Origin of the sequence: Mycobacterium kiyosense, from assembly GCA_021654635.1 — a bacterium.
In the GTDB taxonomy this organism is placed as follows: domain Bacteria; phylum Actinomycetota; class Actinomycetes; order Mycobacteriales; family Mycobacteriaceae; genus Mycobacterium; species Mycobacterium kiyosense.
The window spans coordinates 510,629-526,696 of the sequence record AP025179.1 but is presented as its reverse complement, the minus strand read 5'-3'; the positions used below and the strand labels follow the sequence as shown (position 1 = coordinate 526,696).

The window sequence follows — 16,068 nt, the reverse complement described above, 5'->3', positions numbered from 1 at the left end:
TTCACCAACCCCGCCGCACGCAAAGGACATCGACCGTGGCCGCGACCCACAACCCGCGCAGCGCGCTGATCGGCGCCGGAATGGTCGGCGCGGTGCACGCCCACGCCGTTCAGCGCGCCGGCGGGACACTGGCCGCCGTCTGCGCCAGTACCGCGCAGCGCAGCCAGGCCGCCGCGGAGCGGCTCAACGCCGAGCGGGCCGCGACGGCGGAGCAGATCTTCGCGGCCGACGACATCGACGTGGTGCACATCTGCACCCCCAACGACCTGCATCACGACCAGGCGATGGCGGCCCTGGCCAGCGGAAAGCACGTGATCTGCGAAAAGCCCCTGGCCACCAGCGTCCAGGACGCCGCAGCACTGGCGATCTCGGCGGCCAAGGCCGCGACTGTGGCGGCCGTGCCGTTCATCTATCGCTTCTACCCGATGGTGCGCGAGGCCCGCTCCCGGCTGGCCGGCCGGCCCGTGTGGCTGATCCACGGCAGCTACCTGCAGGACTACATGGCCACCGCCGACCCCACCGGCTGGCGATCCGACCCGTCGCAGACCGGGGCGTCGATGACCTTCGCCGACATCGGCTCGCACTGGTGCGACCTGATGGAATTCGTTACCGGACATAGGATTACGGCTCTCGCTGCGACGGAAGGCAGGGCTTCGGGGACCGCGGTCCGGCCCGACGACGGCGCCGTCGTGGCCTTTCGGACCGATCTCGGTGGAATCGGCAGCGTCGTCGTCAGCCAGACCTCGCCGGGCCGCAAGAATCAGCTGTCGTTCTCGTTCGACGGCCGCGACGTGGCGGTGCTGTTCGACCAGGAACATCCCGACGACCTGGTGGTCGGCGGGCTGCGCGGCAACACGGTGCTCTCCCGGGATGCGGCCGTCCTCGATCCCGGCAACGCCCGATATTCGCTGTTGCCCAGCGGCCATCCGCAGGGCTACCAGGACTGTTTCGACCTCTTCGTCGCCGACGTCTACGAAGCCGTGCGCACCGGTGTCGCGCCGGACGGACTGCCGTCGTTCAGCGACGGGCTACGGGCGACGACGATTCATGCCGCGGTCGCCGCCTCGGTGCGGCGCGGTTCCTGGGTCGACGTGGCCGCACCGGCCGGCCCCGGCCGACTCGCCGGTGCCGGCGAGCGGCCCTGCCGCCCATGAGCGCCGCACCCGTGCGGCTCGCGGTGTGCGGGCTCGGCAGCATGGGCATGCGCCACCTGGAGATTTTCACCGGCCTGGCCCCGTGGGCCGAGATCGCTGCCGTGGCCGACAGCCACCGGCCCTTCGTGGAACGCGCCGCGGGCGGCATGGCCGATGTCGCCGTCTTCGAAGACCCGATCGAGTGCGTACGCACTGCCGACGTCGACGCTGTCGTCGTCGCGTCCGCCGACGAGACCCACTACGGGATCGTCGACGCGTGCCTGGCCAGAGGCTTGGACGTGTTCTGCGAGAAGCCGCTGACGGTGTCGACCCGGCAAGCACTGCAACTGGTGGCGGCCGAGCGGGTCGCCGGGCGGCGGCTGGTGCAGGTCGGCTTCATGCGCCGCTACGACGCGAACTATCGCTACCTCTACGACACCGTCCGGTCAGGCCGGGTCGGTGAACCCGTCCTGATCACGCAACGTCACTATAATCCCTCGGCCGTCAACAACTTTGACGCGCGCCAACTCGTCAACAGTTCGGCCGCCCACGACATCGACCTGTTTCGCTGGCTGACCGGTGACGAGATCAGGTCGGTTCACTGCCTGGTCAAGGAGGGCGGCTCCGGAGCGACACTCACCGTCGTCGTCACGCTGACATCGCAGTCGGGCGTTCTCGGTGTGCTGCAACTCGGCCGTGGCCCCGGCATGCAATACGACATCGGCCTCGAGCTGGTGGCCGACCGCGGCAGCCTCACACTCGGCTCACCGTCACTGGTCACCCAGGCGGTGGCCGGCGCAATGGCCGCACAGCGACTGCCGGACACCTGGATGGAACGCTTCGACGCCGCCTACCGGGCCCAGGATGCCGCCTGGCTGCGCGGTGTGGCCACCCGCTCGGTCGACGGTCCCACGAGCTACGACGGGTATGCCACGAGCGCGGTGGTGGAGGCGGCGCTGACCTCGTTGCACACCGGTGACACCGCCGCGGTGACCCAGCTCCGCCCCGGTGAAATCTGATCCGGAGCAGGTCCGGATGACCCCGCAAAGCACGTTCCGCTGACGGGGTGCACGGCCTAGCATCGAGGACGTGTCAGAACTCAATACCGCCCGCGGCCCCATCGATACCGCTGATATCGGCGTGACGCTCATGCACGAGCACGTGTTCATCATGACCACCGAGATCGCACTGAACTACCCCGAAGCCTGGGGCGACGAGGAGCAGCGGGTGGCCGACGCCGTCACCCGACTCAACGAACTCAAATCGCGCGGCGTGGACACCATCGTCGACCTGACCGTGATCGGGCTGGGCCGCTACATCCCCCGCATCGCCCGGGTGGCCGCCCAAACCGAGCTGAACATCGTGGTGGCGACCGGCTTGTACACCTACAACGACGTGCCGTTCCGCTTCCACTACGAAGGGCCCGGCGGCATGCTGGACGGCCCGGAGATCATGACCGACATGTTCGTGCGCGACATCGAAGAAGGCATCGCCGACACCGGCATCAAGGCCGGAATCCTCAAGTGCGCCACCGACGAACCCGGCCTCACCCCCGGCGTCGAGCGGGTGCTGCGCGCCGTCGCCCAGGCCCACAAGCGCACCGGTGTCCCGATCTCCACCCACACCCACGCCGGACTGCGGCGCGGACTCGATCAGCAACGCATCTTCGAAGAGGAAGGCGTGGACCTGACCCGGGTGATCATCGGGCACTCCGGCGACAGCACCGACGTCGGCTACCTCGAGGAGCTCATCTCCGCCGGTTCCTACCTGGGCATGGACCGGTTCGGTATCGACACGATCTCCCCGTTCGAGGACCGAGTGAACATCGTGGCGACCATGTGCGAACGCGGCCATGCCGACAAGATGGTGCTCTCCCATGACGCCAACTGCTACTTCGACGCGCTGCCCGAGGCGCTGGTGCCGCAGATGGCACCCAACTGGCACTACCTGCACATCCACAACGACGTGCTGCCCGCGTTGAAAAAGCGGGGCGTCACCGACGAGCAGATCCACACCATGCTGGTCGACAACCCGCGCCGGATCTTCGACCGGCAGGGCGCCTATCAGTGACCGCGCCGATCGGAACCCAGATCTCGCAGCTGGCCGCGCTGGCTCCCGACGAACCGGCCGTCAGCTGCGATCAAAAGACCATCACCCGGGGCGAACTCGACGCGTCGACCAACCGGCTGGCCCGCGCCTACGCCGAACTCGGAGTCACCACGGGCGACTACGTGACCATCCTGCTGCCCAACTCCATCGAATGGGTACAGGCGGCGGTGGCATGCTGGAAGCTGGGTGCGGTGCCGCAACCCCTGTCGCCGCGGCTGCCCGATGCGGAACTGGCTGCCCTGCTGGAACTCAAGCCGCGCGCGCTGCTGGTCGGCCGCGACGACCCCACCGGCCGAATACGCGCTGTGCCAACAGGTTTCGAACCCGATCCGGCCCTTTCGGATGCAGCGCTGCCCGAAGCGGTGTCGCCGGTGTGGAAGTCGCTGGCCTCCGGCGGCAGCACCGGCCGCCCCAAGCTCATCGAGGCCGGCGGCGACAGCCGGGTGCCGCCGGCCATCGGGTACCCGCTGGGTGCCCAGGAAGGCGACACCACACTGGTGCCGGTGCCGCTGAGCCACAACACCGGCTTCACCACCGCGACCATCGCGTTGCTGATGCGCCACCACCTGGTGCTGCTGCCGCGCTTCGACCCGCACCAATTCCTCAGGGCCATCACCGATTACCGGGTCACCTTTCTCACCACGGTGCCGACCATCATGCAGCGGCTGCTGCCCGTCCACCGCGCCGACCCGGACGCCTACGACCTGTCGTCGATCCGGCGGTTCTGGCACCTCGGCGCGCCCTGCCCGCCCGCGGTCAAACAAGCCTGGATCGACCTGCTGGGGCCCGAGAAGGTCTGGGAACTCTACGGCGGCACCGAACTGCAGGCGCTGACCTTCATCTCCGGGGAACAGTGGCTGACCCACCCGGGCTCGGTCGGCCAGGTGGTCAGCGGCGAGATGACGGTGCTCGACGACGACGGCCGGGTCTGCCCGCCCGGAGTGGTCGGCGAGATCTACCTGCGGCCCAGCCCCGGCAGCGCGCCGACCTACCGCTACATCGGCACCTCGGCGAAAACCCGCGACGGCTGGGATTCGCTGGGCGACCTGGGCTACTTCGACGCCGACGGGTTCCTCTACCTGTCCGACCGTCGCGTCGACATGTTCACCGTCGGGGGCCGCAACGTGTACCCGGCCGAGATCGAGAACGCGCTGTCCGAACATCCAGAGGTGTTGTCCTGCTTGGTTGTTGGTGTCCCGGACGGCGACCTGGGACAGGTGCCGTACGCGCTGGTGCACACCGCGGCCGGGTCGGTCCTGGACGCGGCGGCGGTGCGGGAATTCGTGTCCGCACGACTGGCCGCCTACAAGGTTCCACGCACCGTCGAATTCGTCGACACGCCGCTGCGCGACGACGCGGGCAAGGCGCGTCGCACGTTGGTGCGTGACGAGGTGCTCTCGCGGCTGCGAACATAGACCCATGTACGCCCTCGAGTACTCCGCACTCAGCGACGTCGGTTGCGAACGATCGGACAACCAGGACCGCTGGGGCGCCGACGCCGACCAGTACCTGTTCATGGTGGCCGACGGCGTGGGCGGCAGCCGCGACGGCGCCCTGGCCGCCCAGACGATGGTCGACAAGCTACCCGGCTACGTGGCCCACCACCTGCCCCCGGAGCACCGCAACGAACCGGAGGCCGCCGACCGACTGGGCCGCGCGGTCTCCGAACTCTCCGACGACCTGCACGGCATCGCGCAAACCGACAGCCGTTACGCGGGGGCGAACAGCACCCTGGTGGCGGTGGTCATCGCGGGCAGCCGCGCACTGGTCGCCCACCTCGGTGACAGCCGCGCCTACCTGCGGCGCGCAGGCCAGCTGACCCGGCTGACCCGCGACCACACCCTGGTCCAGGCGCTGGTCGACGCCAATCAGGTCGATGCCGCCGACACCGGGCGGCACAAGGCCCGCAACGTGGTGACCAAGTACATGGGGATGAAACCGCCGGCGCGGGCCGACGCCAGCGCGGTGGAACTGAGCGCCGGGGACCGGATCCTGCTGTGCAGCGACGGCCTGCACGGCGTGGTCCGGGAACCGGAGCTGTCCCAGATCCTCGAAGAGAATCCGGCTCCCGGCTACGCCTGCGCCGCCCTGATCGCGGCCGCGCGGGACGGCGGCGGGCCGGACAACATCACGGCGCTGGTGATCAACGTCGCCCCGGCGTAGCCCGGGCGCCGTCGCACCCCGGCGGCGGTGGAGCGGCGGACTCACCGCGTTCCTCTGCTACCTACTCGGCGCCGTCGTGCTGACCATCGCCGCCTGGCGCGACCCGACGTCCGGCTGGGCCGGCGGCTGCTGCGATCAGGAACAAACCATCTGGTACCTGGGCTGGGCACCGCACGCGCTGGGCCACGGCCTCAATCCGTTCTTCACCACCCAGATCGGGGCGCCCGCCGGGGTGAACCTGATGTGGAACACGCCGATGACGCTGCTTGGGCTGCTCGGCTGGCTGCCGGCCCGGATCGGCGGCCCGATCTTCGGGTTCAACGTGCTGATGGTGCTCGGCATCGCCCTGAGCGGACTCACCGCACGGCTGGCGATCCGGCGCTGGACCGGCGACGGCCTCGGCCCTTCGGTGGGCGGCGCGGTGTATGCCTTTTCGCCGTACGTCGCCTCGCACGCGGCCCTGCACCTCAACCTCGCGACGGCGTGGGTGCCGCCACTGTTCCTGATCGTCATCGACGAGTTGCTTATCACCCGCCGCCGCCCGGCCTGGCAATCCGGTCTGGCGCTCGGAGTGCTGAGCTGCGCGCAGCTACTGATCGCCGCGGAAATGCTCGCCACCAGCGTTGTCGCGGCCGCCGTGCTGGTCGGCGTGATGGCCGTGGCGCACCGCGACGGGCACCTCGGTGACCGGTGCCGCCGGGCGCTGAGCCGGCTGGCGCCCGCACTCGCGGTCGCCACCGCGACGTTCATGCTGCTGGCGGCCTGGCCGCTGGCCACCCAGTTCTTCGGGCGGCAGCGGATCACCGCACCGGTACAGGACCCCACCACGTTCTCCACCGACCTGCTGAACCTGGTCATCCCGACGCCGTACCAGCTGATCGCCCCGCGCGCGGCCACTCGGGTATCCCAGCACTTCAGCGGGATGTACCACGAGGCCACCGGCTACCTCTCGCTGCCGCTGCTGGTGCTGCTCGTGGTGGTGGCGGTCCGGCAGTGGCACGACATCCGGATCCGCGTCGCCGGCGTGACCGGCACGGTGCTGCTGGTGCTGTCCCTCGGACCGCGGCTGCACCTGGGCAAGGACGCTGTGCCGGTCCCGCTGCCGTGGCTGCCATTGGGGAAGCTGCCGTTGCTCGAACACGTGCTGCCGGGCCGTTTCACGCTGTTCGCCTGGCTGGCCGTCGCCGTGATCGTGGGGCTGGTCGTGGCGCGGGCCACCCGCCTGGCCCGGCGACCCGCCCTGGGGTGGCTGCTCGCCGTGGGCGCGACGCTGCTGCTAATCCTGCCCGCCCCGCTGGAGCGGACCTCGTTCTACACCCCCGTCTTCTTCCGGACCTGGGCCGGCCGGCATATCGGCGCCGGCGAAACCGTGCTCGTCGCACCGTATTTCATCGACTACGAGGGCCGGGCCGACCCGATGCTGTGGGCGGCGGAGACGGACTACGGGCTGCGGATGCCCGAGGCCTACGCATACCTGCCGCAACCCGACGGCAGCACCAGGACCGGACCGCCGCCCACGCAGCTGTTCGCGATCATGCTGGACATCCAGGGCGGTACCCCGGTGCTGGCACGCGGCGACGACCGCGCCCAAGTCGCCGCCGACCTGCGGGACGCCGGGGTCCGGCACGTGATCGTCGGGCCGATGCAGCAGTGGCCGGCCATGCTCGCGTTCTTCGCCGACCTGTTCGGCCGGCCGCCCGAACGAGTCGGTGAAATCGCGATCTGGCGCGACGTCGACCGGCGCGGCGTCGTCCCCGCCTGAGCGGTTCAGGGCGCGATCGCGTCGGCTTCCCGATCCGTCGGCTCGGCTTTGTGCTCGCGTTTCTCCCAGCGCCGCAACGCTCCCCGGCACGGCGACTCGACCAGGGCGTAGCTGACCGCCGCCAGCGCGAACCCGAAGACCAGCGTCAACGCCAGCACCACGGGCATATGGCCGTTGAACGCGAAGATGCCCAGCACCGGGAACACCATCTCCAGCGCGGCGAGGTGCCAGATGAACAGCCCGTAGGACCACCGGCCCAACGTCACCATCAGCGTGCTGCCCAACAACCGGTGCGGCGTGCCCGCGCGGTCCAGCACCAACGGAGCCACCAGCGCGAACGCCACCAGCGCACCCATCGCCGTCTTCACCGAAAACTGCGCGGCGCTACTGGGCACCAGGCCAGCCGGACCGGCCAGCGGGGAGGCCGCCACCAGATAGGCGGCCAGCGCGATCGCGGCCATCGCCACCCGTCGCCTCGACAGCCGATGCACCCAGCCGATCGGGCTGTACACCAACTCGGCCAGCAACATGCCCGCCGCGAACCAGGAAAAATAGGCGGGCGGCCAGTTCAGCGGGTTGGCCTCCAGGCCGCCGCCCAGCACCGCCAGCGGCAACCACCCCCAGACCCAGCTCAGCGCACCCAACGCAGCGATCACCGGCGCCCGCGCGCCCACCGGCAGCCGTCGGGCGCCGAACGCGAGAATCGGCAGCGCCAAATAGAAGCTGACCTCCACCGACAAGCTCCACATCTGCGTCAACCCGCCGGTCAGGGTCAGCGGCACATAGATCTGGGTGAGCGTCAGGTTCGCCAACCACACGGTCAGGCTGGCGTGGTCGGACTCCGGCAGCAACGTCAGAATCACCACCACCGCCACCAGATACGCCGGCATGATGCGCACCACCCGCGACCGCAGGTAGTGGCCGGTACGCGGCCGCGGCTTCAGGTTGCGGGCGGCCGCCGCATGTCCGCGCCACAACAGAAAACCCGACAACGCGAAGAACACCGCCACCGCCAGGTCGAAGCGACCGAACAACCGGCCGTCCACCCCGCTGGAATGCCCGGTCTGAAAAGCCACGTGGGTGACCACCACGCCCATGGCCGCGCAGGCGCGCAACCCCTCGACGGCGGGCAGGAAGCTACGGGTGCCACCCACCTGCGCGCCGTCGGTCACGGTCCCAGTCTGCCTGTGCATGTCCACCCGCTGAGCGGGTACAGGGGAACTACCCGGCAAGCGGGCCGGTTCGCACAACGTCGCCTTAGTTTCTGCTGTTAGGGTCGAACGGGTTTGCCTCGCTGCTCGATCAGTCGGAGCGGGCCGGCGCCGCCGAGTCACCGATGTGTCCAGGGACCAGAAGGAGGTCACAGCAACGTGAACCGAGCAGTCATGTTGCGCTTCGCCGCATGCGGCGCCATCGGACTCGGAGCCGCGCTGCTGACCGCCGCGCTACTGCTGTCGGCCTACACCAGCAGCAGAATCGAAAAGATCCCGCTGAACATCGACGCCACGCTGATCAGCGAGGGCAACGGGACCGCACTGGATGCGGCGTCGCTGTCCGGGGACCACGTGGTGGTCAACCAGAACGTGCCGCTGGTATCCCAGCAGCAAGTCAGTGTGGAGCTGCCGTCCAACGCCCAAGTAGTCACGCTGCAGGTCGGCTCCTCGGTGCGGCGCAGCGACAAACAGAAGGACAGCGGTTTGCTGCTGGCCATCGTCGACACCGTCACCCTCAACCGCAAGACGGCCATGGCGGTTTCCGACGACTCGCACCCGGGCGGGTCGGTGCAGAAGCCGCGCGGCATCGGCGACGAAAGCCCGCCGACGTCGACGCCGCTGACCCACCGCGGGTTGTCCTACCGCTTCCCGATCCACACCGAGCGCAAGTCCTACCCGTACTTCGACGCGATCGCGCAGAAGACGTTCGACGCCGAATACGAGGGTGAAGAAGACGTCAACGGGCTGACCGCATACCGGTTCACCCAAACCGTCGGGGTCAACTCCGAAGGCAACCCGGTGGCCCCCATCCCGTACCCGTCGCTGTACTCCGGCGAAGAAGACCGCAAGATCACCACCAGCGCCCAGATGTGGGGCGTGCCCGGTGAGCCCGGCGAGCAGATCACCATGACCCGCTACTACACGGCTAAGCGGACCTTCTGGGTGGACCCAGTATCCGGGACCATCGTCAAGCAAACCGACCAGGCCCACCACTACTACGCGCGCGACGCGCTCAAGCCCGAGGTGACGCTGGCCGACTACAAGGTGACCTCGACTCCGGACACGGTGGAATCGCAGGTCAACGCGGCCCGCGACGAGCGGGACCGGATGGCGCTATGGTCGCGCGTGCTGCCCATCACGCTCACCGCGATCGGATTGATCGCGCTGATCGGCGGCGGCGTGCTGGCGTCGTTCAGCCTGCGCACCGAAAGCGCGCTGACCGATCCCGGCCTGGACCGCGACGACACCGACTTCCTGCGCCGCGCCGGCCTGGAACCGCCGGTGCCCGGCGCCGAAGCCGTGACCGAGAAGATACCGGCGCAGCGACCCGAACCGCCCGACGAGCCACCGCCGGCGGATTCACCGACGGCCGAGTCGGGCGACCCGGGCCCCACCGGCCCGCCCGCTGAACCTCCGACGGGCCCACCCGAACGGGACTGACCGCGGTGCGGGCCGAGCTGGCCCGGCCGGCGTACTCCTTGACCCTGGCGCTGCTGGTGGGCGCGCCGCTGCTGCGTCCCGGCTATCTGCTGTTGCGGGACGCGGTCTCCACGCCGCGCTCCTATCTGTCCGACACCGCGTTGGGTCTCACAGCCGCACCGCGCGCCACACCCCAGGATTTCGCGCTGGCGCTGGCGTCGGGGTTGGTCGACGGCGGAGTACTGGTCAAAGCGCTGCTGCTGCTCGGGCTGTGGCTGGCCGGCTGGGGGGCGGCGCGACTGGCCGGGTCGGTGCTGCCCGACGCGGGTGTGCCCGGTGAGTTCGTCGCCGCGACGCTGGCGGTGTGGAATCCCTACGTCGCCGAGCGGCTGCTGCAAGGCCATTGGAGTTTGCTGGTCGGATACGGGTGCCTGCCGTGGGTGGCTGCGGCCAGTCTGCAGTTGCGGTCGCGGGGCCGCGGATTTTGGGGGCTGGCGTGCTGGATTGGGCTGGCCGGGCTGACGCCGACCGGTCTGCTGCTGGCGGCGGCGGTGGCACTGGTGTGTGTGGCCGCCCCGGGGTCGGGCCGGCCGCGGTGGCTGTGCGCGGTGGCAGCCACGGGCTGCGCGGTGGTGGGCGCTTTGCCGTGGCTGACGGCGTCCGTGCTGGGCTCGTCGCTGAACGCCGGCGATGCCGTCGGCGTCGACGTGTTCGCCGCGCGCGCCGAACCGGGGCTGGGCACCCTGGTCAGCCTGGCCAGCCTGGGCGGGATATGGAACGGATCGGCCGTCCCGTCGTCACGCACAACGCTGTTCGCGGTGGTGTCGGCTCTGGTACTGCTCGCGGTGGTGGCGGCCGGGTTGCCCGTGGTCCTGCGCCGGGGTACGGCGCTGCCGCTGCTGGCGCTGGCCGGGGTGTCGGTGCTGGCGCCGACGCTGCTGGCCACCAGCCCGGGCCTGCATCTGTTGCGGGCGCTGGTCGAACAGGCACCGGCCTTCGGGATGCTGCGCGACGGGCAGAAGTGGGTGGCGCTGGCGATGCCTGGCTACGCGCTGGCCGGCGCGGGTGCGGTGGTGACGCTCCGCCGCTGGCGGCCGGCGGTCGCTGCCACGGTGTGCTGCGTGGCGCTGCTGCTGGCGTTGCCCGACCTGGCGTTCGGTGTGTGGGGCAAGGTGACGCCGGTGCGCTATCCGCCGGGCTGGACGGCGGTGGCCAGCCGGATCAACGGCGATCCCGGACCGGTGGCGGTGTTGCCGGCCGGCACCATGCGGCGCTTCGCCTGGTCGGGCCCGGCGCCGGTGCTCGAGCCGCTGCCCCGCTGGGTGCGCGCCGACGTGCTGAGCACCGGCGACCTGGTGATCTCCGGCGTCACCGTGCCCGGCGAGGGCTCGCACGCCCGCGCGGTTCAGCAGGCGCTGTTGGCTGGAACCGAGCCGTCAGCATTGGCTTCGGCGGGGGTGCGGTGGCTGGTGGTCGAGTCGGGCACGCCCGGTGACATGGGCGCCTTTGCGCGGACCGCGGCGGGGCTGTCGCCGGTCTACCGGGACGGCGATCTGACGCTATACCGGATCGGCGGGGCGGCTCCGGGTGTGCCGGCCGGGCGTCGTCGCACCGTGCTGGCCGCCCACTGGGCGTGGCTGCTGATGCTCGTCGGCGGGGCGGTCGGAGCGCTCGTCTCGCGTGAAATGAGGGCGGAAAACCGGTCTTGAGACCGCCCTGATCTCACGTCAGGCGACGCGGCAACGGGGCGCAGCGGGCGAAGCCGGGGGCTTACTCAGACCAGACCGCTGAGGTACTCGCCCGCCTGCACCTTCTCCAGCACCGCACGCATCGCGGCGGCGCTCTGCCGCCAGGAGAACTCCCCGCTGCGCGCCTGTGCCTTGGCGCCGAGCTGATCGCGCAGCACTTGGTCGTCCAACAACTCCTCCAGCCGGTCCACCAGCTCACCGCGGTGGTCGACCAGGATGCCGGTCACCGCGTCGATGACCGAGTCGGACAGACCGCCGGAGGACCGGTATCCAATGGTGGGCACGCTATGCTGGCCGGCCTCGACCACCGCCAGACCCCAGCCTTCCTTGCGGGACGGCAGCAGCTGCACCCAAGCGCTCTGCAGCACATGGTGTTTGGTCACGTCGTCGACATGGCCGTGGAAGGTGACGGCGTCACCGATACCCAGCTTGTGCACGTAGTCGACCAGCCGCGGGCGCCACCAGCCGTCGCCGACCACGTCGAGGTGCAGACCCGGGATCCGCGGGCGCAGTTCGGCGACCGACTCCAGCGCGTCCTCGATCTGCTTGTGCGGCACCAGCCGGGACAGCACCACCACCCGTGGCGCGGTCGCCCGCGGCGCCGACAGCGTCTGCGGCGGCGCTTCGTCGAGGCCGTTGCGCACCACCGCTATCCGCTCGTTGTCCACCCCGAGCGTCACCAGGTCGCGCGCCGACGGCAGCGACACCGTCACGTACTGGTTGCGCCGGTGCAGCCGCGGCGACAACAACGATTCGACGAACCAGCCCACCCGGGACAGCACCGGGCCGGCCACCGGCCACTGCTCGCGGTGACAGTGATGCACCAGCACCACCGAGCGTCGTCCATACACCAGCCGGGCCAGGAACGGCAGGCCGTTCTGGGTGTCCACGACGACGTCGGGCCGGGCGTGCCGCAGCGAACCCAGCCCGACCCGGGCGAGCGCCATGGCCAGCAACGCCCAGATGTAGACCGAGTAGCGCCCGCCGGCACGGCTGATGCGCACCCCGTCGACCACCTCGGTGCGGGGCGCGCCCGGGTACCGGGCGGTGCGCAGCGTGACGGCGACGCCTTCGGCGGCCAACTGCGCGCCGATGCGCTGCAGATATGTCTCGCTGCCACCGCCCTGCGGGTGGCCGGTATCGCGCCAGCACAGCAGCAGGACGGAGCGCAGGTCAGACATCGGTCACCAGCGTAGTGGCAGGTGCGGGCCGTAGGGTTTCCGCATGCCGGTCACCGACCTCTTCGCGCGGCGCGCGACGCTGCGCCGGTCGGTGCGACTGCTCTCGGAATTCCGCTACGAGCAGCCCGACCCGGCGCGGTTCTACGGCGCGCTGGCCGCCGACACCGTCGCCATGGTCGGGGACCTGTGGCTGGCGCTGCGCGGCCGGGACCTGGCCGGGACCACGCTGATCGACGTTGGCGGCGGGCCCGGCTACTTCGCGTCGGCGTTCGACGACGCCGGGGTCCGCTACCTCGGCGTGGAGCCCGATCCCGGCGAAATGCACGCCGCCGGGCCCAATTTGGCGCCCCGGGTCGGCAGGTTCGTCCGGGCGTCGGGCATGGCGCTGCCGTTCGCCGACGACTCGGTGGACATCTGCCTGTCGTCCAACGTCGCCGAGCACGTGCCGCGGCCGTGGCAACTCGGCAACGAGATGCTGCGGGTGACCCGGCCGGGCGGGCTGGTGGTGCTTTCCTACACCGTGTGGCTGGGCCCGTTCGGCGGGCACGAAATGGGTATGACCCACTACCTCGGCGGCGCCCGCGCCGCCGCCCGATATGCCCGCAAACACGGCCACCCGGCCAAAAACAACTACGGGTCGTCGTTGTTCGCGGTGTCGGCCGCCGACGGCCTGGAGTGGGCCGCCAGCACCGGCGCGTTGATCGCGACTTTCCCTCGCTACCACCCGCGCTGGGCGTGGGGGTTGACGTGGGTGCCGCTGCTGCGGGAGTTCCTGGTGAGCAATCTGGTGCTGGTCCTCTCACCGCGATAATGCAACGTGTTCTAATTTCGCGGCGGCTTGGGTAGGGTGGCGCGCATGAGTCCGCCGGCGACGATGCAGGGCGGAGCAATGAGGAGGATCCGCGGAATATGACCAAGAGCGACACGACGGAGTACGACAAACTCTTCATCGGCGGCAAGTGGGTCGAGCCGTCGACCGACCAGGTCATCGAGGTGCACTGCCCGGCCACCGGCGAGTACGTCGGCAAGGTGCCGTTGGCCGCGCCGGCCGACGTGGACGCGGCCGTCGCCGCGGCGCGCGCCGCGTTCGACAACGGTCCCTGGCCGACGATGCCGCCCCAGGAGCGTGCTGCCGTCCTCGCCAAGGCACAGCAGCTGCTCGAGGAGCGCAAGGAGCTGTTCGCCAAGCTGCTCGCCGACGAGACCGGGCAGCCGCCGATGACCATCGAGACGATGCACTGGATGGGTTCGATGGGGGCGATGAGCTTCTTCGCCGGCCCCGCCGTCGACCAGGTCAAGTGGCGCGAGATCCGCAACGGCTCCTACGGGCAGACCATCGTGCACCGCGAACCGATCGGCGTGGTGGGCGCGATCGTGGCGTGGAACGTGCCGCTGTTCCTGGCGGTCAACAAGCTGGGTCCGGCGCTGCTGGCCGGCTGCACCGTGGTGCTCAAGCCGGCCGCCGAAACCCCTTTGACCACAAACGCTTTGGCTGAAGTGTTCGCCGACGCCGGGCTGCCCGAGGGCGTGCTGTCGGTGGTGCCCGGCGGCATCGAGACCGGGCAGGCGCTGACCTCCAACCCCGATGTCGACCTGTTCACCTTCACCGGCAGCTCGTCGGTCGGCAAGGAGATCGGCAAGCGCGCCGCCGACATGCTCAAGCCGTGCACCCTGGAGCTGGGCGGGAAGTCGGCGGCCATCGTGCTCGAGGACGTCGACCTGGCCGCCGCCGTCCCGATGATGGTGTTCTCCGGGATCATGAACACCGGACAGGCCTGCGTGGGCCAGACCCGCATCCTGGCGCCGCGGTCGCGCTACGACGAAATCGTGGACGCGGTAAGCGCTTTCGTGCAGGCACTGCCGGTGGGGCCGCCGTCGGACCCGGCCGCCCAGATCGGCTCGCTGATCTCGGAGAAGCAGCGCGAACGGGTCGAGGGTTACATCGCCAAGGGCATCGAGGAAGGCGCGCGGCTGGTCTGCGGCGGCGGCCGTCCCGAGGGCCTGGACAACGGATTCTTTGTGCAGCCAACGGTTTTCGCCGACGTCGACAACAAGATGACGATCGCCCAGGAGGAGATCTTCGGGCCGGTGCTGAGCATCATCCCTTATGACACCGAAGAGGACGCGATCAAGATCGCCAATGACTCGGTGTACGGCCTGGCCGGCAGCGTGTGGACCACCGACGTGCCGCGCGGCATCAAGATCTCCGAGCAGATCCGCACCGGGACCTACGCGATCAACTGGTACGCGTTCGACCCGTGCTGCCCGTTCGGCGGGTACAAGAACTCGGGCATCGGCCGGGAGAACGGACCCGAGGGTGTCGAGCACTTCACCCAGCAGAAGAGCGTGCTGATGCCGATGGGTTACACGGTCGAGTAACTCGTTTCTGGTTGCCGTAGCCGGTTTCTGGCCGCCGAGTGTGAATTGTGCTGCGCGACACGCCGATTGAGCGTCGTCTAGTTCGCAGTCGGCGGGACTCGAGGCCGGCTGAGCGGGGGCTGGCGGCGGGGTGAACGGGCCTAGCGGCCCTGGAACCTAGCCTGTCGGCGCTCGACGAACGACTGCACACCCTCGGCGGCATCGGCGCTGGCGAACAGTTCGGCCGCGGCCGGCCGCAGCCGTTCGATCGCCGCGGCCTCACCCCGAGTACGCGCCAGATGCGCCGAGGCCAGCGTGGCCCGCACCCCCAGCGGGGCGGCGCGTTCGGCGATGGTGGCGGCGATCTCGCGGGCCCGGGCCTGCGCGGTCGCCGCGTCGTCGGCGACTTCCTGGACCAGCCCGAGACGGTAAGCCTCGGCGGCGTCGAACTCGTCGCCGGTGAGCAGCCAGCGCATGGCGTTCCCCCACCCCGCCTCGCGGGGCAGCCGGATCGTGGCGCCGCCGAACGGATAGATGCCGCGCTGCACCTCCAGCTGGGTGAACCGGGTGCCGGCGGCGGCGATGCGGATGTCGGCGGCCAGCAGCAGTTCGATGCCCAGCGTCATGCACCAACCGTGCGCGACGGCGATCAACGGGGTCTGCCAGGGGCCGTCCAACCGGAAGGGGTCTCGGCCGTCCGCGGGCTGAACGGATTCCCCCGCGGCTATGCCGGGCGCCACGTCGATCAGGTCCAGACCGGCGGTGAAATGGTCGCCGTGGGCGAACAGCACACCGGCGCGCAACTCGTCGTCGGATTCCAGTACCGCGTAGGCGCGAGACAGGTCGGCCAGCATCTCGCGGTTGAAGGAATTGCGCTTGTGCGGCCGGTTCAGGCCGATCAGCAGGACGTGGCCGTCCCGCTCCAGGGTCACCGTGGTCATACGGGTGAGTGAACCCCAAAGGTATGAATTATGCAATATT

At 70.0% G+C, this 16,068-nt stretch carries 13 protein-coding genes; 10 read left to right on the top strand and 3 right to left on the bottom strand.

Annotation, left to right across the window (positions count from 1 at the left end; translation table 11 throughout):
- Window positions 1-35: 35 nt before the first annotated feature.
- The 6 genes from L6444_RS02480 to L6444_RS02455 all read left to right on the top strand — a co-directional run bounded on the left by L6444_RS02480 (window position 36) and on the right by L6444_RS02455 (window position 7,167).
- A complete protein-coding gene (locus L6444_RS02480; protein WP_236980205.1) occupies window positions 36-1,154 on the top strand; it encodes a Gfo/Idh/MocA family protein in 1,119 nt (372 codons plus the stop codon).
- Complete coding sequence (locus L6444_RS02475) at window positions 1,151-2,152, top strand: Gfo/Idh/MocA family oxidoreductase (RefSeq protein ID WP_236980203.1); 1,002 nt, start codon at window positions 1,151-1,153, stop codon at window positions 2,150-2,152. Before L6444_RS02480 ends, L6444_RS02475 begins: the two co-directional genes overlap by 4 nt.
- 70 nt (window positions 2,153-2,222) lie before the next feature.
- Window positions 2,223-3,203 carry a phosphotriesterase-related protein gene (locus L6444_RS02470; RefSeq protein WP_236980201.1) on the top strand — a complete coding sequence of 327 codons (981 nt, stop codon included), beginning with the start codon at window positions 2,223-2,225 and terminating at the stop codon, window positions 3,201-3,203.
- Window positions 3,200-4,657 (top strand): AMP-binding protein, encoded by a 1,458-nt coding sequence (locus tag L6444_RS02465; protein ID WP_236980199.1) that lies wholly within the window; start codon window positions 3,200-3,202, stop codon window positions 4,655-4,657. Before L6444_RS02470 ends, L6444_RS02465 begins: the two co-directional genes overlap by 4 nt.
- Window positions 4,658-4,661: 4 nt before the next feature.
- Window positions 4,662-5,405 carry a PP2C family protein-serine/threonine phosphatase gene (locus L6444_RS02460; protein ID WP_236980197.1) on the top strand — a complete coding sequence of 248 codons (744 nt, stop codon included), beginning with the start codon at window positions 4,662-4,664 and terminating at the stop codon, window positions 5,403-5,405.
- 76 nt (window positions 5,406-5,481) lie between these two features.
- Window positions 5,482-7,167: a hypothetical protein gene (locus tag L6444_RS02455; RefSeq protein WP_236980196.1), complete on the top strand. Its 1,686-nt coding sequence runs from the start codon at window positions 5,482-5,484 to the stop codon at window positions 7,165-7,167.
- A 5-nt stretch (window positions 7,168-7,172) separates the two neighbouring features.
- Here the strand turns inward: L6444_RS02455 and L6444_RS02450 are convergent, their stop codons facing one another.
- On the bottom strand, window positions 7,173-8,360 hold the full coding sequence (locus L6444_RS02450) for an acyltransferase family protein (protein WP_236980193.1): 1,188 nt from the start codon (window positions 8,358-8,360) through the stop codon (window positions 7,173-7,175).
- 177 nt (window positions 8,361-8,537) lie between these two features.
- Between L6444_RS02450 and L6444_RS02445 the strand changes: the two genes are divergently transcribed.
- Both L6444_RS02445 and L6444_RS02440 read left to right on the top strand, forming a co-directional pair.
- Window positions 8,538-9,821, top strand: a complete 1,284-nt coding sequence (locus tag L6444_RS02445) for a PorA family protein (RefSeq protein WP_236980191.1) — start codon at window positions 8,538-8,540, stop codon at window positions 9,819-9,821.
- A 5-nt stretch (window positions 9,822-9,826) separates the two neighbouring features.
- The gene (locus L6444_RS02440; protein WP_236980189.1) at window positions 9,827-11,509 is read left to right on the top strand and encodes a hypothetical protein; all 1,683 of its coding nucleotides are present in this window, start codon (window positions 9,827-9,829) and stop codon (window positions 11,507-11,509) included.
- Window positions 11,510-11,574: 65 nt separating this feature from the next.
- On the opposite strand, the gene L6444_RS02435 is transcribed toward L6444_RS02440, so the two are convergent.
- Window positions 11,575-12,729: a glycosyltransferase family 4 protein gene (locus tag L6444_RS02435; protein WP_236980187.1), complete on the bottom strand. Its 1,155-nt coding sequence runs from the start codon at window positions 12,727-12,729 to the stop codon at window positions 11,575-11,577.
- A gap of 43 nt (window positions 12,730-12,772) precedes the next feature.
- Here L6444_RS02435 and L6444_RS02430 point away from each other — a divergent pair, with 43 nt between their 5' ends.
- Window positions 12,773-13,540, top strand: a complete 768-nt coding sequence (locus tag L6444_RS02430; protein ID WP_236980185.1) for a class I SAM-dependent methyltransferase — start codon at window positions 12,773-12,775, stop codon at window positions 13,538-13,540.
- A gap of 98 nt (window positions 13,541-13,638) precedes the next feature.
- Window positions 13,639-15,108, top strand: a complete 1,470-nt coding sequence (locus L6444_RS02425; RefSeq protein ID WP_236980177.1) for an aldehyde dehydrogenase — start codon at window positions 13,639-13,641, stop codon at window positions 15,106-15,108.
- A 140-nt stretch (window positions 15,109-15,248) separates the two neighbouring features.
- Here the strand turns inward: L6444_RS02425 and L6444_RS02420 are convergent, their stop codons facing one another.
- Complete coding sequence (locus tag L6444_RS02420) at window positions 15,249-16,028, bottom strand: crotonase/enoyl-CoA hydratase family protein (RefSeq protein WP_236980175.1); 780 nt, start codon at window positions 16,026-16,028, stop codon at window positions 15,249-15,251.
- Window positions 16,029-16,068: the final 40 nt, after the last annotated feature.